The 24,141-nt window shown below is 62.9% G+C and carries 16 protein-coding genes; 12 read left to right on the forward strand and 4 right to left on the reverse strand.

Going from position 1 to position 24,141, the window contains the following annotated elements; genetic code table 11:
- Nucleotides 1-25: 25 nt before the first annotated feature.
- Together GSQ88_RS26785 and GSQ88_RS26790 are read left to right on the forward strand one after the other, a co-directional pair.
- The gene (locus tag GSQ88_RS26785) at nt 26-1,396 is read left to right on the forward strand and encodes a histidine kinase (protein WP_159010763.1); all 1,371 of its coding nucleotides are present in this window, start codon (nt 26-28) and stop codon (nt 1,394-1,396) included.
- 15 nt (nt 1,397-1,411) lie between these two features.
- Nucleotides 1,412-2,062: a response regulator gene (locus GSQ88_RS26790; protein ID WP_159010981.1), complete on the forward strand. Its 651-nt coding sequence runs from the start codon at nt 1,412-1,414 to the stop codon at nt 2,060-2,062.
- 778 nt (nt 2,063-2,840) lie between these two features.
- Here GSQ88_RS26790 and GSQ88_RS26795 read toward each other — a convergent pair.
- Nucleotides 2,841-3,959 (reverse strand): glycosyltransferase, encoded by a 1,119-nt coding sequence (locus GSQ88_RS26795; protein WP_159010764.1) that lies wholly within the window; start codon nt 3,957-3,959, stop codon nt 2,841-2,843.
- Here GSQ88_RS26795 and GSQ88_RS26800 point away from each other — a divergent pair.
- Entirely contained in the window at nt 3,933-6,116 is a 2,184-nt protein-coding gene (locus tag GSQ88_RS26800) for a hypothetical protein (protein WP_159010765.1), read from the forward strand. The two genes, GSQ88_RS26795 and GSQ88_RS26800, sit on opposite strands and share 27 nt — an antisense overlap.
- 390 nt (nt 6,117-6,506) lie before the next feature.
- Here the strand turns inward: GSQ88_RS26800 and GSQ88_RS26805 are convergent, their stop codons facing one another.
- Entirely contained in the window at nt 6,507-7,532 is a 1,026-nt protein-coding gene (locus tag GSQ88_RS26805; RefSeq protein ID WP_159010766.1) for a histone deacetylase family protein, read from the reverse strand.
- 72 nt (nt 7,533-7,604) lie between these two features.
- Nucleotides 7,605-8,309 (reverse strand): GntR family transcriptional regulator, encoded by a 705-nt coding sequence (locus GSQ88_RS26810; protein WP_246785022.1) that lies wholly within the window; start codon nt 8,307-8,309, stop codon nt 7,605-7,607.
- A gap of 128 nt (nt 8,310-8,437) precedes the next feature.
- Here GSQ88_RS26810 and GSQ88_RS26815 point away from each other — a divergent pair, with 128 nt between their 5' ends.
- The 9 genes from GSQ88_RS26815 (at nt 8,438) to GSQ88_RS26855 (ending at nt 20,980) form a co-directional block, all read left to right on the forward strand.
- Nucleotides 8,438-9,211, forward strand: a complete 774-nt coding sequence (locus GSQ88_RS26815) for a class II aldolase/adducin family protein (RefSeq protein WP_159010767.1) — start codon at nt 8,438-8,440, stop codon at nt 9,209-9,211.
- 56 nt (nt 9,212-9,267) lie between these two features.
- Complete coding sequence (locus GSQ88_RS26820) at nt 9,268-10,818, forward strand: ABC transporter substrate-binding protein (RefSeq protein ID WP_159010768.1); 1,551 nt, start codon at nt 9,268-9,270, stop codon at nt 10,816-10,818.
- Nucleotides 10,819-10,905: 87 nt separating this feature from the next.
- Nucleotides 10,906-11,877, forward strand: coding sequence for an ABC transporter permease (locus GSQ88_RS26825; protein ID WP_159010769.1), 972 nt, complete (start codon nt 10,906-10,908; stop codon nt 11,875-11,877).
- Entirely contained in the window at nt 11,874-12,713 is an 840-nt protein-coding gene (locus GSQ88_RS26830; RefSeq protein ID WP_159010770.1) for an ABC transporter permease, read from the forward strand. The genes GSQ88_RS26825 and GSQ88_RS26830 overlap by 4 nt, the downstream gene beginning before the upstream one ends.
- Complete coding sequence (locus GSQ88_RS26835) at nt 12,710-14,359, forward strand: ABC transporter ATP-binding protein (RefSeq protein ID WP_174248113.1); 1,650 nt, start codon at nt 12,710-12,712, stop codon at nt 14,357-14,359. Before GSQ88_RS26830 ends, GSQ88_RS26835 begins: the two co-directional genes overlap by 4 nt.
- A 2-nt stretch (nt 14,360-14,361) precedes the next feature.
- Nucleotides 14,362-15,297: a 2-hydroxyacid dehydrogenase gene (locus GSQ88_RS26840; protein WP_159010772.1), complete on the forward strand. Its 936-nt coding sequence runs from the start codon at nt 14,362-14,364 to the stop codon at nt 15,295-15,297.
- 26 nt (nt 15,298-15,323) lie between these two features.
- On the forward strand, nt 15,324-16,388 hold the full coding sequence (locus GSQ88_RS26845; RefSeq protein ID WP_159010773.1) for a phosphotransferase: 1,065 nt from the start codon (nt 15,324-15,326) through the stop codon (nt 16,386-16,388).
- Nucleotides 16,389-16,393: 5 nt separating this feature from the next.
- Complete coding sequence (locus GSQ88_RS26850; RefSeq protein ID WP_159010774.1) at nt 16,394-17,683, forward strand: aspartate aminotransferase family protein; 1,290 nt, start codon at nt 16,394-16,396, stop codon at nt 17,681-17,683.
- 978 nt (nt 17,684-18,661) lie between these two features.
- On the forward strand, nt 18,662-20,980 hold the full coding sequence (locus GSQ88_RS26855) for a molybdopterin guanine dinucleotide-containing S/N-oxide reductase (RefSeq protein WP_159010775.1): 2,319 nt from the start codon (nt 18,662-18,664) through the stop codon (nt 20,978-20,980).
- A 129-nt stretch (nt 20,981-21,109) separates the two neighbouring features.
- Here the strand turns inward: GSQ88_RS26855 and GSQ88_RS26860 are convergent, their stop codons facing one another.
- Nucleotides 21,110-24,091, reverse strand: a complete 2,982-nt coding sequence (locus tag GSQ88_RS26860; RefSeq protein ID WP_246785023.1) for an autotransporter domain-containing protein — start codon at nt 24,089-24,091, stop codon at nt 21,110-21,112.
- Nucleotides 24,092-24,141: the final 50 nt, after the last annotated feature.

Raw genomic sequence — 24,141 nt, forward strand, 5'->3', positions numbered from 1 at the left:
TCCGCAACTCCTTTGGGATGATCGCATGCGCCTTGTGGTTCAGCTCGTCGCCCGATTGCTTGTCGTCGTCGTTTTATGCCTGGCGGCAGCGACCATCTGGGTAACGATCGACGCCTATCGCAGCGTCGATCGAGCGACGGCCGCATCCGCCCAACGTGTCTCCCAGGCGCTGGAGGCGCTCTACTGGCGCGAATTGCTGTTGCGCGGCAATATAAAGCGCGACCATCTCCTGCCGGTACCCGAATGGCGGACCATCGAAACGATGCAGCTTATTTCGCCGGGAATCTGCATCGATTTCGAGCTCAAGAGTGAGTTCGAGAAACCGCTCTGCGGCCAGAGCAAGGGCATCGGCAAACCAGCGCCGCCCTGGTTCGCGGCGGTAGTGCAGAGCGTTCTTGGGAGCCACGCTGCGGTCGCCCAGCCGATCAGCGTTCGCGCGACCACCGCGGGTTCCGTCACAGCCGTCGCCGATCCCGACGCCGCGATAGAATTGGCCTGGGAACATATCCTGGGCATCGTCACCGTCGCACTGCTGATGGCCCTGGCAATCGCCGTCCTCGCCTCGGTCGCGATTGCCCACACCCTCGCACCCGCACGGTCGATCGTTGCCGCACTGCAACGGATGGCGCACGGTCACTACCGAACTTCGCTCCCGCGCTTCCGATCCATGGAGTTCTCCATGATCGGGCAGGCCGTCGGCGATCTCGGGGTCCGTCTGGCACAGGCAACCGAGCAACGAGCGGACCTGACACGGCGGCTGCTTGAAATCCGCAGCGACGAGAGGCGTGCCCTCTCCCGCGAATTGCACGATGAGTTCGGACAGAATCTGACAGGGATTCTCGCTTTCGCCAGCACCATCGAAGCGAGCAGCGCGCAGGATCCGGAGCGGACGGGCATCGCGCAGGATGCGCGAATGATTTCGCAAGCCACCTTGCGCATCATGACATGCCTGCGGGATACGCTCGACCGGTTGCGCCACCCGCCCGCCGAGGAACTCGGACTGGAGGCCAGTCTGGTCGGCCTCGTCGACCGCTGGCAATCACAGGATGCGAGGCGACCGATAATACAGCTCGAACTGCAGGGCGATCTCGCCGACGTGCGCGGCATCGTCGCGACCACGGCCTATCGGGTCGCACAGGAATGCCTGACCAACTCGCTGCGCCACGGCGCAGCGCGCGAGATCGTGCTCCGGATCGAGCGACGCAGTGGGATAGAAAATGCGCTTTTGATCCGTGTTGAAGACGATGGCGGCGGAGATGCCGTCAGCGTCGCGCGGTCCGCCGGCTTTGGCCTTACCGGCATGCGAGAGAGAGTGGCCGCCGTCGGCGGTTCGCTGTCGATTGCGCGCGCGCGCCATGGTCTGAGCGTCGCCGCAACCATCCCGCTCGCCGCCTGACGCTGCTGGCCCATGATGGCTGCGCCGACAGAAGAAATTTCGATCCTGCTCGCCGATGACCATCCGGTCGTGCGGCAAGGCTACCGCCGCGTACTGGAGCATCAGGGCGGCTTCCGCGTGGTCGCCGAAGCCGATAACGCGGCAAGCGCTTACAGCGCCTTCAAACAGCATTCCCCGGATATTGTGGTGCTGGACATATCGATGCCCGGCGCAAGCGGCCTTGAAGCGATACGGAACATCCGGTTGCGTAACAGCCGCGCGCGCATTCTCGTCTTCAGCATGCACGCCGAAGCGGTGATGGTGAAGGCCGCCTTCGCTGCCGGAGCCAACGGCTACGTCACGAAGGGCAACGAACCGGCGACGCTGATCCGGGCGATCCGTGCCGTTGCGCGCGGCGAACGCGCGATGAGCGACGACGTCGCCCACATCCTGGCTACGGAGAGCTTGGCCCCCTCGCGATCAACGCTTGATCATCTGGGAGAGAGGGAAATCGAAATCCTGAGGCAATTCGCTGCCGGCTCGACCAAGGAGCAGATAGCGTCAAATCTCAATCTCAGCGTGAAGACTGTTCAGAATTATCACTATCTCATAAAGACCAAGACCGGCATGCGAACGGATGCCCAACTCGTCCGGCTTGCCGCTGAATGCGGGCTGACCGATCTGTAACCAGGTTTGGCACAAATGAAAAAGCTCGCCAGAGATTTGAAACGTCCGGAGAATTTTCTCGCGACACCCTCCTCCAATCCCACGCTCAGAAGCTACGCGCGGTGACTGGGGGTAAAATCGCGGAACTAGCCGCGACAACCTTTGTCGCGCTGCTCGTTGTTTTGCTGTCGGTTCGAACGATCGGATACAGAGGAGAACAGTGCGGTGGCGGAGAGAGTGTCAGTCAATCCCACTTGAAAGATAAGGCAATTTAGACCTTGCTGGGCTGAAACCCACCAGTTGAACCACGGCCGAGAAATGGGGCTTTGCCTCCGACAAAAGCCTGTTTCGCCAATGGGCAAACCATTGTCTGCAAAGGCAGCACGACCGAATAGATCCAGTAATCCATGCGGACCCTCCGTGACCCCGAGCCTTTCGAATGGTTTCTCGGAATCGGATCGTTAGGAGCCGCCAAAATCCAGCGAATTATTCGAGGAAGCTGCGAGGTTCGGCATCCGCTATGGATTCCCGATTGGCACGCGTCACACAGTCGCGACTTATCTCAAAAGCGCCAAGACTAAGCCTGGCGTAAGGACAACTGCGCGGGCGGTGGCTCAGGCAACGGCATCCAGATTGATAGATCACAAAATAGAGCCCGCTTTAATTTAGGACGCCCCGCCAAGTGCAAGCGGGATGCTGCCACCTGTCCGGCCTCTGATGCGGCGATGGAGGCCCCGTCCCCGCCGCCAACGATTTCGTGAACCTTTGCCTTGATTGCGAGCCCTCGCAGCTTGCGGCCTCATTCGGGCAGGATCGCCAGCAACCGCGCCGCCGAGTTGGCCCAGCTAAAGGCCTGCACGATGCGGTCGCGCGGCGAGGGAAGCGGTGGCGCACTCCCGTCAACGACCGAACGAATCACCGCGATCGCCGAGTCCAGGTTGGGTTCCCACCAGTTCAACCCTTCGAACCAGATCCGGTCGGCCGCCCGAATCCGGCAATCGACCATCGCCGGTGCGAGACGCGCATCGATCCAATGTGCCGATTGGTCGTCGAGATAGCTGAGATAGGCGGTGTGACGCGGCGCGATCAGGACCAGACCGGAAGCAGCGGCTTCCATCATCGGCATGTCCCAGCCCTCGCCGCGCGACAGGGAGACATAATGGGTCGCCGCTGTATAGAGCGCGGGCATTTCGACATTGCCGAGCGGATGGCCGAGGATGAGCATTGGCGCCGCGTCACCAAATGACCGCCCGGTCCGCTGCTCGAGTGCGGAGAGTTCCGCCTGGAAGACCGGCCAGACATCTGGCTGAAACGCGTTGTTCTTGAGGATCAGCACGGCATCATCCTCGCGCCGCGTCGCGACGAGCCAGGTTTGAAGCAGTCCCAGGTAATGCTTGCGCGGGGAGAGATCGGTGACATTGAGGAGCCGCACCGCAAAACCGCCGACCGGCCGCCCCGCCACTTCCAGCGCGAGCGGTTCAGCGCAGGCCGCGAAGCGCGCGCCATCGACGCCGAGCGGCGAGACCCGCAGCCGATCCTCGGGCACGCCGCTGTCGATCCACGCGCGGCGCGCCGTCTCGGTCGGCAGGATCGTCATGTCCATCTGGCGCGCCGTGGCGGCCCACGCAGCTGGAATGCGATCGGCCTCGAACATCGTATAATTGATATTGGTGTGTCCGGGCTCGCACACCGCAATCGTAGGCATCAGGAAGTGCAGCACGGTGTTTGCTGGCACCGGGCCAGTGAGCCGGTCGAACCAGATTTCGCGGGCATGCGCGGGACGCTCGGCCGACCAGCCGCTGACGTGGCGCATCTCGACATCGACACCTTGGCGCACGAATTCGCGGACGAATTCGCGCGTGTGGTGGTCGTAGCCGCTGAGGCCGCGGACATGGCCTGTCACCTTCAGCCGCCGCATCTAGCGCTCCGCTCGTTGCTGTCATTCGTGCCGCATGGCGATCCGGCTGCCGACACCGACATCATCCCGTTCGCTCCGCGCAGCGGAACGGGGGCGGTCACGCTCGATCCGGCCCGCGACGCCCTGCCCTGGTCCGGCTGGCCGCCGACCGGGAACGTCTACGACTGGGACATCGTGCTCTGCCAGTCGACCGGCCCGCTGTGGGAGCTGAGCCGCACCGAAATCAAGATTAGCGGCGTCACGCTCAGCCTGGCCCAGCCGAGCTACACGCAGCCACAGCTCGATGCCGGCATTTTCCTGAGTTATGTGATCTCCGGCGATCTTTCGACCGGTGCCTATGTATTGTCATTCGTGCCGCACGGCAGCGTGCCGGGCCTAGCGGACACCGTCCCATTCACGGCGCGCTCCGGCTCCGGCGCGATCGCGCTCAATCCCGACACACAGGCACTGCCCTGGTCAACGTGGCCGCCGACCGGCAACTGCTACGACTGGGATATCGTGCTGTGCAGCCAGAGCGGCCAGACGCTGACCGAACTGACGCGCACGCAACTGCTGATCGCGGCTGTCACGCTCAGTCTGTCCAGCGCCACTTATTGGCCCGATCAACTCGAGGCTGGAATTGCGCTCGCCTATCAGATCCAGAACGCGCTTCCGACTGGCGCCTATGTGCTGTCGTTCGTGCCGCATGGCACCGCACCCACGCTCGCCGATACCATGCCGTTCCCGGCCGTCACCGGCAGCGGCACCGTCACGCTCGATCCCAACCAGCAGACCTTGCCGTGGTCGACATGGCCGCCGACCGGCAACACCTATGACTGGGACATCGTGCTGTGCAGCCAGACGGGCGGTGCGCTCGCCGAACTGTCGCGGGCCGGATTGCAGATCGTATCGATCACGCTCAGCCTGGCGCAGCGGGCTTATTCACGCGCGCAGCTCGACGCCGGGCTGACGGTTCAATACGCCATCACGGGAACGCTGCCGCCGGCGACCTATGTGCTCGCGCTGGGCCCGAAAGGCGACACGCCCTCGCTGACCAACACCATTCCTTTCTCCGCGACCGCCGGCACCGGCACCATGCTCCTGACCACGGCGACCTACCCCTGGCTGCCCTGGGCCAACTGGCCGCCGACCGGCAATTGCTACGATTGGGACATTGTCGCGGGCTCGCTGATCGCGCCATCGAGTTTCACACCGCGCAATACGGTCGAGCTCGTGATCGTCGAAATTCCGGCGATCACCGAATTGACCTATGACGGCACGACGATCACCGCGCACTGGACCACGGTCACCCAGAGCGGTCTCACCGGCTACCAGATGCAGCTGCAATACCCGTCTGGACAGCCGACCACCATCTCCTCGGCACAACCGACCGGCAGCATCACCGCGGCCGGGCTCAGCGGCACCAACCTGGTGGTGGTGTCGGCGACTGTGTCCGGTGTCGCTAGCGGATGGAGCGCTCCGACGACCGTGGTCGATCTGACGCCGGCCATCGACAATGTCACGACCACGCAACCACGCGCCGGCAGCTATGATGTGAGCGTGACGTGGCCACTGCTCAATAGTGCCATCGCCAGCGGCTACGCCATGAAGGTGATGGACAATACCGGCAGCACCGTCGGAACCTGGAACGGCGCGGCACCGCCGGGACTCGTTCAGGATCTCGCCTTGCGGTCTCCGGCCACCTATTCGGCCAGTATCCAGGGCAGCAACGGCGTATCGAAAGGCCCGTTCAGCACGGCGGCGACAGTGCTGTTTGCCGTGCCGTCCGGATTGCAGCTCGACTATAATGGTACCGCTCTGGTCGCGAGCTGGGATGCCCTGCCGGGCCCGAGCGTCTACACCTACACGGTTCAGTTGTCCGCCAACGGCAGCGTGGTGGAAACCAAGAGTCAGACAGGCGCCGGGCCGACGCTGACACAAGCCTTCACCACTGTATTCCAAGGCGGCATCATCTACACCTGCGTCGTCAACGCCACGCTTGGCGTCTCAATCGGGCCGCAGAGCGCGCCAGCCAACGGTCCGTACTCGCGCAGGATCGTTTATCAATTCGACGGCCTGAATCGGTTAAAGTCGATGACCGTCACCGGCGGCAACGACGTGACCTATGTGATCGATGACGGCGGCAACGTCCAGACTGCGACGGTCTCTCGGGTTTGACGATGGCATTTGCGAGTCTCTTTGCCCACAACCGCACATCCGACTGAAGAGTGCTCGATCCAGTTCACAACTCCTAGCGGCATGCTCAGCGCTCTTGAAGCTGACGCGCTCGACAATTGGTGCAGCAGGCACCGCCGCGGAAAAACGATGAGAATGACCTACAAGGATGATCCAGCAGTTTTGCATCCGCAATGCATTGTCGCGAGCGTCGCGAGCTGTTTTGGGGTTCCGATCGGATCTGGCTTCTGCGCGAGCGGCTCTCGGACAAACTGACAAAGCCGGACCTCGCTCGCTAAATTAAGATCACTTCGGAATTTCTCTTTGTCCGAATGGCGATCATCCCCCCGTGTTGGTCCTTCCAAGTCAAGGATTGACCGCCTGTTTGCGTGGCTAGCGAGCTTCTCCAAATCCGGCGAGGACGGATGTGAGATTATCTCCCAGAATCTCCGATAGATATCCGCCTTCCTGGACGAACACGGTTGGAAGCCCCAACCGCGCGATGGCGGCACCGATGCGGCGGAACCCGGCGGTAGTGACGGCGAGACCCGCGAGCGGATCGTGCTCCGACGCATCGAGACCGAGCGCCACGACCAACGCACCGGGCGCGAAAGCACGGATCGTCTTTTCCGCGACACCGAGCGCCTGCACATAGCCGTCATCCTTGGTGCCGATCGGCAGCGGAATGTTGAGATTGGCCCCAAGACCCGGCCCCTCGCCGCGCTCGTGCGCATAGCCCCACACGAACGGGTTGAAGAAGGTTGGGTCGGCGTGGATCGAAACCGTGAGAACGTCGGGCCGTTGGTAGAAAATGCCTTGCGTGCCGTTGCCATGATGAACATCGACGTCGAGGATCGCCACCCGCTCATGCCGTAGTCGCAGATGGGCCGCCGCGACCGCGCTGTTGTTGAGAAAACAAAAGCCACTGGCGAGGTCGCGATAGGCATGATGCCCCGGAGGACGACAAAGCGCATAGGTCGCGTCCTCGCCGTCCAGAACCAGTTGAGCTGCCGTCGTCGCCACATCCGTGGCAGCGCAAGCCGCAGCCCAGGTGCCCGGGCCGATCGGACAGGACGTGTCGATCGTATGCCAGCCGAGACGGCCGACAATGTGAGTGGGATAAGTCGCGGCGTTACGGACGGGATGCATGTTGGCAATCATCTCGGGGCCGGAATCGCCAAGCGCTAGCCAGGCGTCCCAGGCCTCGGCGAGGAAGCCGAGATATTCCGGACTGTGAACCCGCGCGCGCGGCCCCTGCCCGAATACGACCGGTTCGACCAGTTCGTGCTTGCCAGCCATGAGCCCGGCCAACAGCCGATCGGCGCGCTCGGGCTGTTCGGTGGTGCGTTTGACGACGCCGCGAACCAGAAAGAATTGCGGATCGTGGCTCCGGTGCAGTTCAGTATGGACGGCCTTCACACCAATACTCCCATCGCTGAAACGGAATTCCCCGCGCGTTCGCCAGCGTGCTGCCGTGCGGGATGGTTGGATTTAAGTCGGACTCTTCACGTGGACTGCGATCGGTGGAATCTCCCGCACCAGCCTTCCGACCTCCCGCCACGCGTGACCGATGTGATGATCGATATGCGCAACGATACGCTCCGGATGGCCTTGCTCGATCGCCGCAAGCACCGGTTCGTGGGTACGGGCGATTTCATGCGGATCGTCGTATAGCCGGCCGATCAGGCCGATGACCATGCGCAGCTCCGACGCCAAATCGTCGAACAAGCGCAACAAGCGCCGGTTGCCGGCGATCTCGCAGATCAGGCGGTGAAACCGGTAATCCTCTTCGACCTGCCGGGCCGAATCATCCAGATCAGCGGTCTGGTGCAGAACATCGATCTGTCTCCGTAATGCGTCCCGCGTCTCCGGCGTCAGATTCCGCGCCGCCAGCACGCCGGCATGCCGCTCCACGCAGAGGCGCAGATCATAGATATCGTCAATATCGTCGGCGGCGAATTGCCGGACGAAAAAGCCACGGCGCGGGCTCGCCACAAGCAGCCCCTGGCTTTCCAGAAGACGTGCGGCCTCACGCACCGGCGCCCTGCTGACACCCAGCTCCCTCGCAATCCCCGCCTCCACCAATTTGGAACCAGGCGGCATCCGCCCCTGAACGATGGCTTCGGTCAAAAGACGCGCGACCTGGCCGACGAGATCCGTCTCGGCGAGAGCTGGCAATCCGACCGGCGGGGACATTGTGCGCATCAAAACGGTCCGTTTTGGCCATTGAGCAATATTTAGTCGTCGATTGTCGACAGTTTAGTCTTGCATGACAATTGCTGCGATGCAACCTTAGAGCCAGTTGAAAACAGGTTTACCTCGAAATGACAGCGCACGTACCGCCCCCGGCCATCAAAGACGAAACACAGCAGACCAGGATCGATCTCGCCGCCGCTTACCGGCTAATCCATCGGCTCGGTCTCGATGACAGCATCTACACCCACATCTCGGTCCGGCTGCCGGGCCGGCACGACCGTTTTTTGATCAATCCGTACGGCTTGCGCTTTGAAGAGGTGACGGCTTCCAACCTGGTGACGGTCGATCTCGACGGCAATGTTGTCGATGACCCGATGGCGCTTGGCATCAACCCGGCCGGCTTCACCATTCATAGCGCCGTGCACGCGGCGCGGACGGATGCGATGTGCGTACTGCACACCCATACCGCCGCCGGCGTCGCGGTCTCCTGCCAGAAGCAGGGGCTGCTGCCGCTCAATCAATGGTCGATGCAGTTCACCGATCGCCTCGCCTACCATGACTATGAAGGCATCGCGCTCGACCTCGATGAGCGCGCGCGCCTTGTTGCCGATCTCGGTGAAAAGTTCGTCATGGTGCTGCGCAATCACGGCATGCTCACTTGCGGGCGATCGGTCGCTGAAGCCTTCAAGCTGATGCACAATCTGGAACGGTCGTGTCGCGCCCAGCTCGCGATCCAGGCTGCCGGTGCCGAGATCGCCCCGCTCTCCGCAGCCGTCGCCAGCAAGACCGCGGGTCAATACGCCAGCTTCTACGACAAGATCGAACTCAAGGGCGAGCCGGATACCGAATGGGCGGCGTTCAAGCGGATGCTGGAGCGAACCGATCCGGACTTCGTGAACTAGGCCGCGCGCCGGAATCCAATTCAACCGCCGATCAGGCGATTAAAGAGAGAGACGTCATGTTGAAGCGAATATTGATTGGCGTTGCCATGATATTTGGCCTGGGCGCCGCGTCGTTCGCCGAAGAGCCGAAAACAGGCGGTATCGTGAATGCCGTGATCCAGCCCGAACCTCCGGGCCTGATGCTGGGTCTGGTGCAGAACGGCCCGACCCAGATGGTGGCGGGCAACATCTATGAAGGCCTGCTGCGCTACAGCCCGAAGCTGGAGCCGCTGCCGGGCCTGGCCGAGAGCTGGACGGTAAGCGAGGACGGCAAAGTATACTCTTTCAAGCTCAGGAAGGGCGTCACCTGGCACGACGGCAAGCCGTTCACCTCAGCGGACGTGGTATTTTCAATCGAATTCCTGAAGCAGACCCATCCACGGCTCCGCAGCAATCTGGTTCAGCTCGACAAGATCGAAACACCTGACGACTCCACCGTCGTGTTCACGCTGAAGCAGCCGTTCGGTCCGTTCCTCGGCATCTTCGAGGTCGGCTCGATGCCGATGATTCCGAAACACATCTATGAAGGTACGGATTTCAAGACCAATCCGGCCAACAACACGCCTGTCGGCACCGGCCCGTTCATGTTCAAGGAATGGCAGAAGGGCTCGTTCATCCACCTCGTCAAGAATCCGAACTACTACATCAAGGGCAAACCCTATATCGACGAGATCTACTGGCACGTCATTCCCGACGCCGCCGCGCGATCGGTGGCGTTCGAAACCGGCAAGGTTGATGTGCTGCCGGGTGGTTCGGTGGAGAACTTCGACGTTCCACGGCTGAGCAAGCTCAAGGACGTCTGCGTCACCGGCAACGGCTGGGAATTCTTCAGCCCGCATTCGTGGCTCTGGCTCAACAACCGCTCCGGGCCGACGGCCAACAAGAAATTCCGCCAGGCGGTGATGTTCGCCCTCGACCGCAATTTTGCAAAGGACGTGATCTGGAACGGCCTCGGCAAGGTCGCAACCGGCCCATCCAGCTCCTCGATCAAATATTACACGGACGCAGTGTCGACCTACGACTACGACCCGGCCAAGGCGAAGGCCCTGCTGAAAGACGCCGGCTACAACGGCGAGAAAGTCCGGCTGCTGCCGCTGCCCTACGGCGAAACCTGGCAGCGCTGGGCCGAGGCGGTGAAGCAAAATCTGCAGGACGTCGGCATCAATGTCGAAATGGTTGCGACCGATGTCCCGGGCTGGAATCAGAAAACCTCCGACTGGGATTACGATATCGCCTTCACCTATGTTTACCAGTATGGCGACCCCGCACTCGGCGTTGCCCGCAACTACGTCTCGAGCCAGATCGTCAAGGGCTCGCCGTTCAACAACGTCGAGGGATATTCGAACCCGGAGATCGATCAACTGTTCGCAGACGGCGCGGTCGCTTTCCCGGATTCCAAGCGCGCGGAAATCTATGCCAAGGCGCAAAAGATTCTGACCGACGACGTGCCGGTTGCCTGGCTGCTCGAATTGCAGTTCCCCACCATCACCCGCTGCAAAATCAAGAACCTCGTTACCACTGCCATCGGTGTCAACGACGGCTTTCGCGATGCCTGGATCGATAAATAATTCCTGACCACGAAACCACGGCGACGCTCCGGCATCGCCGCGGCCGGACGCTCCAACACCCCGACCTGAACGCAACGGAAATTCGTGATGCTCGCATTCATTGGCCAGAGGATCGGCAAGGCCGTCATCGTGCTGCTGGCGATCGTCGTGCTGAACTTTTTCCTGATCCGGATGGCGCCGGGCGATCCGGCACTGGTGATGGCCGGAGAGGCCGGCGCGGGCGACAAGATTTTCGTCGCCCAGCTCCGCGAAAAATTCGGTCTCGACAAGCCGCTGCCAGTGCAGCTCTATACCTACGTCAAGGGCATCGCTACGTTCGATCTCGGCTTCTCGTTCCGCCAGCAGATGCCGGTCTCGAAACTGATCCTCGAACGGCTTCCCGCCACCCTGCTGCTGACCGGAACGGCGTTTGTGATCTCGCTCGCATTGGGCGTGTTGTTCGGAACACTCGCCGCGCGCCGGGCCGGCAGCTGGATGGATACCGCGATCACGGTCGTGGCGCTGATCTTCTACGCCACGCCGCTGTTCTGGGTGGCGTTGATGGCGATCCTGTTGTTCTCGGTCGAAATGGACTGGCTGCCGAGCTTTGGCTACGAGTCCGTCGGCGCGAATTACACCGGGTTCGCTCATATGATGGATGTAGGCGCCCATTTGATCATGCCGGCGACGACGATCGGCCTGTTCTTCATGGCCACTTACGCCCGCATGACGCGCGCCTCGATGCTCGAGGTCAAACGGCTCGATTTCGTCAAGACCGCCCGCGCCAAGGGGTTACGCGACACTGTGATCCAGCGCCGTCATGTGCTGCGCAACGCATTGCTGCCGGTCGTGACGCTTGCGGGGCTGCAGGCGGGCACGCTGGTCGGCGGCGCCGTGCTGACCGAAACCGTGTTCGCGTGGCCCGGCATCGGCCGCCTGATGTACGAAGCCCTGCTGCAGCGCGACTATAACCTCTTACTCGGCGTCTTCGTGGTGTGCTCGGCGATGGTGCTGGCGTTCAACCTGATCACCGACCTGATCTACCGCTCGGTCGATCCCCGCATCGAGTTCGCATCGTGAAGCAGTTCTGGCGAACCATGCTGCGCAATCCCGGCGGGCTGATCGGCCTCGCGATTCTTGCAGTCGCGATCGCCGTCGCGGTGTTTGGCCCGCTGCTATTTCCGACCTCACCCTGGCGCATGGTGCAGCGGCCATTCCTGCCGCCATTCACGTTATCGGCCGTGCCGCTCGGCACCGACGCGCTCGGCCGTGACGTCATGGCGGGCATCATATACGGTGCCCGTGTTTCGCTGCTGGTGGGCCTCGTCTCGACGCTGGCGGCGCTGGCTGTTGGCATTCCCATTGGCGCGATGGCTGGATATTTCGGCGGCCGCATCGGAGACGCGCTGATGCGTTTCACCGAATTCTTCCAGACCGTTCCGAGCTTCGCGCTGGCGATCGTGCTGGTTGCCGTGCTGCAGCCGTCGATCGTATCGATCGTGATTGCCATCGCCATCGTGAGCTGGCCACCGGTGGCGCGGCTGGTGCGCGGTGAGGTGCTGTCACTGCGCAGCCGTGAATATGTCCAGGCGGCTGTGGTGACCGGGCAGACCAACAGCTGGATCATCTGGCGCGAGATCCTTCCCAATGCGCTCTCCCCCGTCATCGTGCTGGCGTCGCTGATGGTGGCGACCGCGATCCTGCTCGAGTCGTCCCTGTCCTTTCTCGGCCTTGGCGATCCCAATCTGATGTCGTGGGGCTTCATGGTCGGCGCCGGCCGCACCGTCATTCGCCAGGCCTGGTGGATTACCGTGTTTCCCGGCATCGCAATCCTGATCTCGGTGCTGGCGCTAAACCTGATCGGCGAAGGTCTCAACGACGCGCTCAATCCGCGCCTCAACAAGGACGGGCGATGAGCATATCCCAAGAAGACTCCCGAGAAATTTCCCACCACACAGCCGTCACCATCAAGGACCTCAAGCTCACGTTGCCCCCCGGCGGTGACCGGCCCTACGCCGTCGATGGCGTTTCATTCGACCTCACCGCCGGCAAGATCCTTTGCGTTGTCGGGGAATCGGGCTCCGGAAAGTCGATGTGCGCCCATGCCCTGATGGGTCTTTTGCCTGACACCGTGATCTCCGAGGCTGGCGAGATCGTGTTCGACGGACAAAACCTGCTGACCCTCGACGAGAACACATGGCGGGGCTTGCGCGGTCGCCGTATTGCCATGGTGTTTCAGGAGCCGATGACGGCCCTCAACCCCCTGATGCGCATCGGCGACCAGATCGCCGAAATGTTCGAGGCGCATCATCTGTTGTCGCCGAAGCAGCGCAGACAAAAGGCTGTCAGCCTGTTGCGCGAAGTCGGCCTGCCCGATCCCGACAGAACGGTGCGCGCCTATCCGCACCAGCTTTCGGGCGGCCAGCGCCAGCGCGCGATGATCGCCATGGCGCTTGCGCTCGAACCGGCTGTGCTGGTTGCCGACGAACCGACGACGGCACTCGATGTCACCACGCAGGCGCAAATCCTGAAACTAATCCGCGACCTTCAGCGCCGCCGCAATATGGCGGTCATGTTCATCACTCACGATTTCGGCGTCGTCGCCGATATCGCGGATCGCGTCGTCGTGCTCCAGCACGGCAAGGTGGTCGAACAGGGCGCGGCGGATGACGTCCTCTTGCGCCCGCAACATCCTTATACCCGCGCGCTGCTCGCAGCCGTTCCGAAACTGCAGCCACCGTCACGCCCGGCCCGGCCCGACCGGCAGAAGGCCGTCGAGGTGATCGGTCTGGAAAAAACCTATGTCAGCGGCGGCGGCTGGTTTCAGCCGACCCGCAGCGTGCAGGCGGCGAAGGAAGTCAGTTTTGACATCTTTCAAGGGGAGACCCTTGGCCTCGTCGGGGAATCCGGCTCCGGCAAATCCTCCATCGCGCGCCTCATCATGCGCCTGATCGAACCGGATCGCGGCACCGTCCGCCTCGGCGATACCGACCTGACGCGGATCAGCGGAAAGACGCTGCGCCAGCAGCGCCGCCGCATCCAGATGGTGTTTCAGGACCCGTTCGCTTCGCTCAATCCGCGCCGCAAGGTCGGCAATATCATCACCGATGGCCCGATCGCCCACGGCGCCGATCCGGCCGCCGCGCGCCAGCGTGCTCACGAGCTCTTGGGTTTGGTCGGCCTCAACGCCAGCGCCATGGAACGCTATCCGCACGAATTCTCCGGCGGCCAACGGCAACGGATCGGAATTGCCCGGGCATTGGCGCTCGACCCGGAAATCCTGGTCGCCGACGAAGCGGTCTCCGCGCTCGACGTCTCCGTGCAAGCACAGGTGCTGGCCCTGCTCGAAGACCTCAAGGCGCGGCTTGGTCTGTCGATGCTGTTCATCACCCACGACCTGCGCGTCGCGGCGCAAATATGCGATCGGATCGCGGTGATGCAGCGTGGCTCGATCGTCGAAATTCGGCCTGCCGCCGCGCTATTCTCGGCGCCCGAACACCCCTACACGCGCGAACTTCTAGCCGCGGTGCCGGGCCAGATATCATCCTCCAAGGCGGCCTGAACATGCGTTGCGCTCTCGTCAGCCGCACACTCGATCTGCGCGGCTATCTCGGTGCGGAAATCGGGCGCTTCGCCGACCGCATCGAAATTGTCGATCACCGCAGCGACGGGAAAGACGCCGATGTTCGCCTCGCGGTCGCGTGGCATCCGCCAGACGACGCTTTCGAGCGATATCCGAATCTGCAGGCTGTTTGCTCGATCGGTGCTGGCGTCGACAACATCATTGCGTGCCCCAGCCTCCGGCCCGGCATCGAGGTCGTTCGCGTCGTGGATCCGGCGCAGGCGCAAATGATGTCGGGCTTTGTCGCATGGCATGTGATCGGACATCAGCGACGCTTTGCCACCTATCTGGGTCAGCAGCGCGACCGAATTTGGCAACGTCTCAGCCAGCGTCACGCACAAGACGTTCCCGTTGCCATTCTCGGCTACGGTGAGATCGGCCAGCGGGTTGCCGCCGATCTCTCGCAGCTTGGTTTCCCGGTCTTGGTATGGAGCCGGACGGCAAAGCCGGCGCCGCCTCCGATCAGGGGATTCCACGGGCCTTCGGGGCTCGCCGCCATGCTCGATGAGACCGAAGTGCTGGTGAATTTGCTGCCGCTGACGCAGGAGACCGAGGGCATTCTCAACCGCGAACTGTTCAACAGGATGCGGCGCGGCGGTTACCTCGTTCAAGTCGGCCGCGGCGAACATCTGGTCGACGAAGATCTACTCGCCGCGTTGGAAAGCGGTCAGCTTGACGGGGCCGCACTCGACGTGTTCGCAACGGAACCACTGGCACCAGCGCATCCGTTCTGGCGCCACCCAAAGATCGTCGTCACGCCGCATGACGCCAGCGATGTCCGCATCGAAGCCGTCGCGGCGACTCTCGTCGCGGCCGCCGACGCGATCGGAGCCGGGCAGCGCCCCCCCTACGCGATCGACCGCAACCGCGGTTACTAAGCTTTTGCACGCCGAAGGAACACCCGGTGCCAGACTCCTCGCCCGCCATTGATGTCGAACATCCGATCGACGGTCTTCGCGCGGCAACCACCATTCCGGAAGCGCTAGCCCAAGAGCTGGCCGCCGAACATTACGGCCTGCCGGTCGCGGCGCATCGGCTCGACAGCGAGCGCGATCAGAATTTCCGGCTGCGAGCGCTGGATGGCCGCGAATATGTCCTGAAGATCGCTAATCCCACAGAGGACCGCCCGGTAACCAATCTGCAGACGCAGGCCCTGCTTCACCTGGCTGCCGCCGACCCCGGTTTGCCGATCCCTCGCGTCTTTCCGGCATTAAACGGTATGCAGGAGCTTGATATCACCTTCGACGACGGCTCGACCCGAGTCGTTCGTCTGTTGTCCTTTATGGCCGGAACTCCGATGCACGCGGTCGAAGGATCCACCAGGTTGCGGCGTGATCTCGGTCAATGCGCGGCGAGATTGGCGCGGGGTCTGCGCGATTTCAACCACCCCGGCGCCAACCACAAACTGCTCTGGGATCTCCAGCACGCCGCCGAATTGCGTCCGCTGATCGACGCCGTCGCTTTCGACCGGCGCGATCTGGTCAAGCAATTTCTCGATCGCTTCGAAACGCGTGTGCTTCCAGCACTGGCGAGCCTGCCCCAGCAGCCCGTCCACAACGATCTCAATCCACACAACATTGTGGTCGATCGGGGCCTCAACGAACGCATCTCGGGGATCATCGATTTTGGCGATCTCGCTTCGACGGCGCGGGTCAATGACCTCGCCATTACGGCGGCGTATCAGGTTGCGGACAGCGATGATCCGCTCGCCCCCGCATGCGAGGTTATCGCAGCCTATCATGCGGTCACGCCGTTGAACGCAGGCGAATTCGATGTACTGTTCGACCTCATGGCCACGCGCATGGTCATGACTGTCGTCATCAGCAGCTGGCGCGCTGCTCGTTACCCCGAGAACCGAACCTATATCCTGCGCAATCATCAATCGGCCTGGGCGCGGCTCGGCCGGATGGCCGCGCTCTCGCCGGCAGAGGCGATGCAACAGATCAGACGCGCCTGCAATTCGGAGTGAAGCACATGTCAGCAAACGACGCTGTTGTCTCGACCCGAGACATCATCGCGCGCCGGAACCGCCTGCTCGGGCCAGCCTATCGGCTGTTCTACGAGCAACCGGTGCAGTTCGTGCGCGGCGAAGGCGTGTGGCTCTACGATCCCGACGGCAATCGCTATCTGGATGCCTATAATAATGTGGCCGCTGTCGGGCACTGTCACCCGCACGTCGTCCAGGCGATCGCGCGGCAGGCGGCCGTCCTCAACACGCATACGCGCTATCTGCACGAGACCGTGCTCGATTACGCCGAGAAGCTGCTGACGACCTTCCCGGCCGAGATCGGCCACGCCATGTTCACCTGCAGCGGCAGCGAGGCGAACGACCTCGCCTTGCGCGTCGCTCGAACCTGCACTGGCGGCACCGGGTTCATCGTGACGCAAACCGCGTATCACGGCGTGACAGTTGCGCTGGCCGAGCTTTCGCCCTCGCTCGGGCTATCGGCCGAAAAGGACAGCCATATGCGGTTGGTGCCGGCGCCGCGTTCGGCCGGGGACGACACCGGCGAGATCTTTGCACGTCAGGTCCGCGCCGCGCTGGACGACATGGCGCGAAACGGGATTCGCCCGGCGGGATTGCTGGTCGACACGATCTTCTCAAGCGACGGCGTGTTCGCCGACCCGCCGGGCTTCCTGCGCCCGGCGGTCGAGGCGATACGCGCGGCCGGCGGCCTGTTCATCGCCGACGAAGTGCAGCCCGGCTTCGGCCGCACCGGCGAACAGATGTGGGGTTTTGCCCGCCACGATCTCGTTCCCGATCTGGTCACGATGGGCAAGCCGATGGGCAATGGTCATCCGGTCGCCGGGATGGCGGCGCGTCCGGATCTGCTGGCGGAGTTCGGCGCGAGGTCGCGCTATTTCAATACCTTTGGCGGCAACCCGGTATCCGCAGCAGCAGGGATCGCCGTACTTGAAGTGATCGAGTCCGAGGGATTGATCGCAAACGCGCGGCGCACCGGCGGCTATCTGCTCGATCGTCTCAAGCAGTTGCAGGCCCGGCACGAATTGATCGCCGAGGTGCGTGGTGTCGGATTGTTCATCGGTGTCGAGCTGCGGCGCGCCGGCATCGCCGGGACGCCTGCCACGCGCGAAAGCGCAGCGATCGTCAATATGCTGCGCGAGCGGCGCGTGCTGATCAGCGCCGCCGGACCACATGCCAATGTTCTCAAAATAAGGCCACCGCTGGTGTTCGCCACCGATCACGCCGACATGCTGGTCGAGAACCTGGATCAAGTGTTGCAGGCATTACATCAGGCCTGACCCGATGAAGTCGGCAAGTGACTGCGCGACAGCCAAAGCGAACGAACCTTCGAAGTTAGCGCGCAGAGCTGACCACAGGGGCCCCCGGGACTTTCTTGATACACCAGGAATTAAAACACCGGCAATATTGGAAACGCGTTCAACCCGGTTGCCGAGATGAGCGACTGGTTAGTTGCAGATCCCATCAGGTTTGCTAGCGACGCCGCTCGGCTTGCGGCTGCTCCCCCATCACGTCCTGAGTGCAAAGGGATCGCGCTCTTCTCCCGAGAAATCAATCAAAGCGGCGTCGCCATTTTCGCCGTCGTCTAGCTTTTCCAGACTTCCTCGCGATAAACATCCCTTAAAGCTGGATCAACGCATAGGTCGGAGCGCGCCCATTCTTCAAAGAGCTTGCTGCTCACGAGCTGCGCGCTGTGGTTATTGACAAACAGCCGTCGATCAATGTGTTTTGCGTTCGAGCAGAGCAAGCGTGCGGTCGGACAGAAAAAGTCCGTGCCCCAGAAGCTCTATTGCCGAGACTGTTCCATCCGAGCCGAGCACCGGCCAACCTTCGAACAGCGGTTCGACCCACGGAAATTCTTCAAGCCACCGCAGCGATGATGACGACGCCGCGGCGACATGAGCGAAAAGTCGCGGCGCGCACGCTCCCGGTGCGGCCGACCGCTTCGAACGCGCGGAGCGCAATCAAGGACGGCAGGCGTAGTCGCATCATTGCTGAACCGGCACCGCTATCACGGATTCCCCGCACTCCATCTCTCTGTGTCGGCTGCGGCGATTGCCCGATGCGCCCCCCGGGATGTCTTGCGCAAATGGAACCGATCATGACAAACAAGCTGCTTGTCGCGCGGCTTCGCGCCGGTCACAAATACGTCGTATGCTGGAGCCGGCCTTCGGAACCGCGTTGATCGCCCGACGGGACGGCATTCGGGGCGGCATTACTGGGTGCGATGGCCGGTCGCACGGCTTGCGGAGCGGTGGATGGATCAGGACGACGCGAAGCTGACATGGAGCCCGCATAGCGCGCATTGGGGCGCGTTTTCGGCCCGCTGGAGCGGTGAGGAACTTGCGGTCCGCGCCTATTCCGGCGATCCGTCGCCGTCCCCGATCCTGGGAAATTTCACCAACGCCCTGCGCCACAAGGCCCGTGTCCTGAAACCGATGGTGCGGCGGAGCTGGCTGGAAAAGTCGCCGGACCACCACCGCACGCTGGACGGCGCGTTTGTCGAAATGCCGTGGAAGGAGGTGCTCGACCTGCTCGCCGCCGAACTCTCCCGCGTGCACACCGAGTATGGCGCCGGCGCGATCTATGGCGGCTCCTATGGCTGGGCCAGCGCCGGCCGGTTTCATCACGCGCAGAGCCAGATTCACCGTTTCCTGAACGTCGCGTTCGGCGGTTATGTGCGTTCGGTCAACAGCTACAGCGCGGGCGCATCCGCGGTGATCCTACCGCACGTGCTGGGGCCGTACGAGAGCGTCTCGCGGCACAACGTCACCTGGGATCAGATCAGCGAACATACCGACGTCGTGCTGGCGTTCGGCGGCATGGCGCTGAAGAATTCGGCGGTCGCAAGCGGCGGCATCAGCCGGCACATCGAACGCGATGCGATGCGCAAAGCCGCGCAGCGCGGCGCCAAGTTTTACTGCGTCAGTCCCCTGCGCGACGACCTGCCCCAAGAAGCCTCCGCCAGATGGCTGCCGATCCGGGTCGGCACCGATGTCGCCCTGATGCTCGCGCTGGCGCAGACGCTGGTGGTAGACAATCTTTGCGACCGCGACTTCCTCTCGCGCTATTGCACCGGTTTCGACCTCTTCGAGCGCTATTTGCTCGGCGGCGACGGCGGCTTTCCAAAGGATGCGGCTTGGGCGGCCGAGATCACCGGCATTGCGGCTTCCACCATCACGGAGCTTGCGCGCGCGCTGACGCGCGGCCGCTGCCTGATCACCGTGTCGCACTCGCTGCAGCGGGCGCAATATGGCGAACAGCCGGTCTGGATGGGCGCGGTGCTGGCCGCGATGCTCGGGCAGATCGGCCTGCCCGGCGGCGGCTACAACTATGCGCTCGGCGCGCTCGGCCACACCGGCCGCCGCGTCAATGCGGTGCCGATCCCGACCATGCCGCAAGGCCGCAACGGCGTCGACGCGTTCATCCCGGTCGCGCGCATCAGCGACATGCTGCTCAATCCGAACCAGCCGTTCGACTACAACGGCCGAACGCTGCGCTATCCGAATATCAAGCTGATCTACTGGGGCGGCGGCAATCCGTTCCACCATCACCAGGATATCAACCGGCTGCGTCGGGCCTTTAACGTGCCGCAAACCATCGTGGTGCAGGAAACCGCGTGGACGCCGATGGCGCGCTTCGCCGACATCGTGTTGCCAGCGACGATGACGCTGGAGCGCGACGATATCGGCGCCGCCGCCACCGATCCGCGGCTTGTTGCGATGCGCAAGGTGGCGCCGCCGATCGGGGAAGCCCGCGATGATTTCGAGATCTTCGCCGATCTGGCGCGCCGGTTCGGGGTGGAGCAGGCGTTCACCGAGGGACGCGATAGCCGGCAGTGGCTGGTTCACCTCTACGAGACTACACGCACAGCGCTCGCCGCGCGCGGCCTGGATGCACCGGATTTCGACCAGTTCTGGCGCCGGGGTGAACTTGCATTGCCGTCCCAGCCGGACGATGGCGGCATCCTGCGTGCGTTCCGCGATGACCCCGAAACCCACCGGTTGCCGACGCCGAGTGGCAAGATCGAGATCTTTTCGCAGGCGATCGCGGACTTCGGCTACGACGATTGTCCCGGCCATCCCGCCTGGCTGCCCTCGACCGAACCGCCGTCACAGCGCCACCCGTTGACGCTGATCGCCAACCAGCCGGCGACGCGCCTGCACAGCCAGCTCGATTTCGGCAGCTACAGCCAATCGCAAAAGATCGACGGCCGCGAGGTGGTCCGGCTCAATCCCGCCGACGCGCGGCGGCGCGGCATCGCAAACGGCGATATCGTTCGCCTGTTCAATGATCGCGGTGCCTGCCTGGCGGCCGCCATGCTTTCCGATCAGGTGATGGAAGGCGTGATCCATCTGCCGACCGGCGCATGGTACGATCCGGAACTCGACCCGGACGGACAACCGCTCTGCGTGCACGGCAATCCGAACGTCCTCACCCGCGACGTCGGCACCTCGAAGCTGGCGCAAGGTTGCTGTGGTCAGGTGACGGTGGTCGGCTGCGAAAAATATACAGGCGTGGCCCGACCGGTGCAGGCCTTCGATCCGCCCGAACCGTCGACTCGCAAGGTGACTTGAACCTGCAAGCCAAATCACGGGAGTTTTTGCGGGCGATTTCCAGCAGCGAGGGGCCGGATTTCACGAAGTAGAAGTTGACCCGTTTCACGCTCGCAAAAAATCCGCGGCTTCGGCCAAATTATCGCCGCCTCACCACACGTATCGCGCCACGGCTTTGCCTGCGTAGCTGCGGGTGACATTGGAGAACTCGCCTTCGAAGGTACCGCTGAGCGAGAAACCGTTGGTCCATTTGCGCTCGATGGAAGCCGTGGTGAGCGCGGAGTCGGCGGCCTGCGATGCGCCGCCCACAACGAAGGAGGCACCGGGCAGCGCCTGGAAGGTCGCGGCGACACTGCGGTCGGGATCGTAATCGTGCGACCAGGCGAAACGGCCGAGCAGCGTGAGCATGCCGTCCGATAGCGCAAAGGATTTGTCGGTGCGGAAGCCGAGTTCGCTGCGCACATCCGCGGCGTCGCGGCCAGCATAGGCCAGAGCGAAATTGTTCGTCCCAATGACGGCCTGTTCGGCGTAGGACGGAAGATCGAAGGTCACAAATTGCGCGGCGGCATATGGCGTGATCCCGATGCCGCCGTTCCATGGTGAGACGAAGCGATAGCCGCCTTCGAGACGGCCCGACCACGCATTGGCGTTGAACTCGGCGCGGAGTTGGTCGAGGCCGGCGATCATGACCGTGCGATTGTCGGTGATGTCCTGCCAGCCATAAGCGAGTGCGGCGGAGACATACGCCGGACCTTCGTTGTGGCGCGCATAGGCGCCCATCTGGAACAGGTCCGAGCGGCCCGATCCGCCATTGGCGACGGAGAAACTGGTGCCGCCGCCAGCAAGCGCAAAGCCGGCAACTGTGCTGGGCGAGAACAGATAGTCGGCGCCGACGGCAGTACCCGCGATCATGCTGGTCGTGTTGTTCGATCCGACCGCTGTGTTGCCGGATGTCGATTGTGACCCGCCAAAGGCGGAAGCCCACACGCTCCAGCGCGGATCGTAAGCTTTCGACAGCGGCGCCTTCGCGAACGCAAATGCGTCGGTTGGATTCGATTTCGCAGCATAAGCACTCGCCTGATCTGCTTCATCGGCAAATCCGGTCGCGCCCGGTGTCGCGTGGAAACCGCCGCCCCGGTTCAGGAACGGATCGGTCAAGATTCCCATGAACTGGCTCATCGCATTAAACGTCGTCTGCTGTGCACCCGTTGCGGTCTCGCCAGAGGCTTGCGACAAGTTGCCGGGGGTCAGCGCGGAATAGAGCAGCGGAACGCTGCCATTGCCGTTGAAGAAATTGCTCAGCGCGTTGCCGACGGCCTGCTGATTGCCGTTGAGTGCGCCGGAAGCGGCGAAGTTCAGGCTTAGATTGAGATAGGCATGATTGGCGTCGTAACTCAGCGCGGTCTGGACGTTCGAAGGCAGATTGCTCGACACCGTCGGGGCGAAACTGCCGGACACGCCGCCAGCCGCCGTGAGAATGGTGTACTGCTTGGAAATGGTGCTTGCCGAGAGGACATTCACGGTTGCGCCTGCCAGGGTGGCCGTGCCCGTGACGTTTGCAAACGAAGCTGCGGGCGGACCGATCTGGACAAGGTAGGCCGCGCCGGACTGGAAGGCGAGATTGCCGGCGATGGCCATGGAGGATCCGGCCGTTCCGTTGCCGGGCGCGAACAAGCCGCCGCTGTTGACCATCGTGTTGCCGACGGTGCCGTTGCCGGTCAGCATGGCGCCGCCGCCCACCGTGGTCAGGCTGGATGACGCGATCGAACCCATCACCACCAGCCCGCCGCCGGTGATGTTGGTGGCGCCAGTGTAGGTGTTCTGTGCCAACAACGTCACAATGCCCGGACCATCCTTGAGCAGCCCACCGCCGCCGGGAAGCGAGGCCCAAATGGTGCCCGTCTGGAGTTCATACGAGGAGACGGGGCCGCCAGCCCTGACGGTATCGGCGGCAGCGATCGCCAACAATTGAGCCTGATTGGCCGTAATGCCCAATGCGTTCGCTGCGGACGACGCGAACAGCGGGCTGTTCGGATTGGTCTCCGAGATCAGCGTGATCGGGTCTTGGCCGGTAATGCTGTAGAAGAGCGTGAGCGCATCGAGATAGGCGCCGTAGGCGCTGGGATGATAGCCGATCGACGTCGTGCAGCATGCCGTGAGGGGATTGGTGTCCCAAAGGCTGAACTGACTGGCGGGGTTGGTCGCCAAATAGGGATTCTGGACAGCGATGCCGAGATTGATGGCGCTCACCCACGAATCGCCTGAATACGCGACGCTGATGTGGGAGCCGGTTGGGTTCGACGCATTATATGTAGTGGCCGCGCTGGTATATGCGTTGTGCAAATCCGACGCCATTTGGGCGATTGGGTTGGCCGCGCCGACATACGGAGCATAGGCCGGGTTGCCGCCTTGTTGCGACGGAGTGCTGGTGCCGAAGATCGGCAAATTGGGGTTGCTGCTGGTGTAGCCGTAGGATGCCAGCGGTTGGGTCTGTTCGAGCGTGATCGCTGCCTTCGGCTTGCCGGCCGCGGCGTCTGCGGCGTCGATGGCATTGACCAGGCCGGTCACGCCGGACTGGAATCCCGCGGGATTGCCGCGCGTCGGCACGCTCACGCCATTGACCGTAACGGTCGTGGGCAGGGGCCGGAAGCTCTGATCCTGCATAATGACTTGGCTGTATTTTGAGTTGGCGATCAGCGGAAGATCGCCGGCTTCGCTACCCGTATTGCCGAGATATCCCGACAGCGTGGCGCTGGAGACCGAGATCAGCGAGACGTCGTAATGCAGGCCCGCTTCCTTGGTGAATTGCAGGAAGACACCGGCCACACCCGCAAACGGCCCCACCTCCGAGTACTGAGCCGACGGATGGCTTTGCAGATAGGTCAGTTGCTGCGACACGGTGGCGCCGGGCGTATTGGCGCTCGTCGGCGTCACCGGCGCTACCGCCTCGGCGCCCGAGGTACACGCTCCGGTCGCGCTGGTTGACGGGCACAGCAAGTCGTGAACGACGTTCGGATTACCGACGGAAGCAGCGTTGCCCGCATTATAGTTAAGCGCGGGAGGGTATCTCCCGTGTGTGAAGCTGTTGCCGACAAACAGAAGTTCGATGGGATTGGCGGCCGTCTGAGCCATCGCGGGGCTCTCAGCCAGAGCGGGCATCATGGCGATCGTGGCCACGAGAA

The organism is Bradyrhizobium sp. S69 (assembly GCF_009766005.1).
Taxonomy (GTDB): Bacteria; Pseudomonadota; Alphaproteobacteria; order Rhizobiales; family Xanthobacteraceae; genus Bradyrhizobium.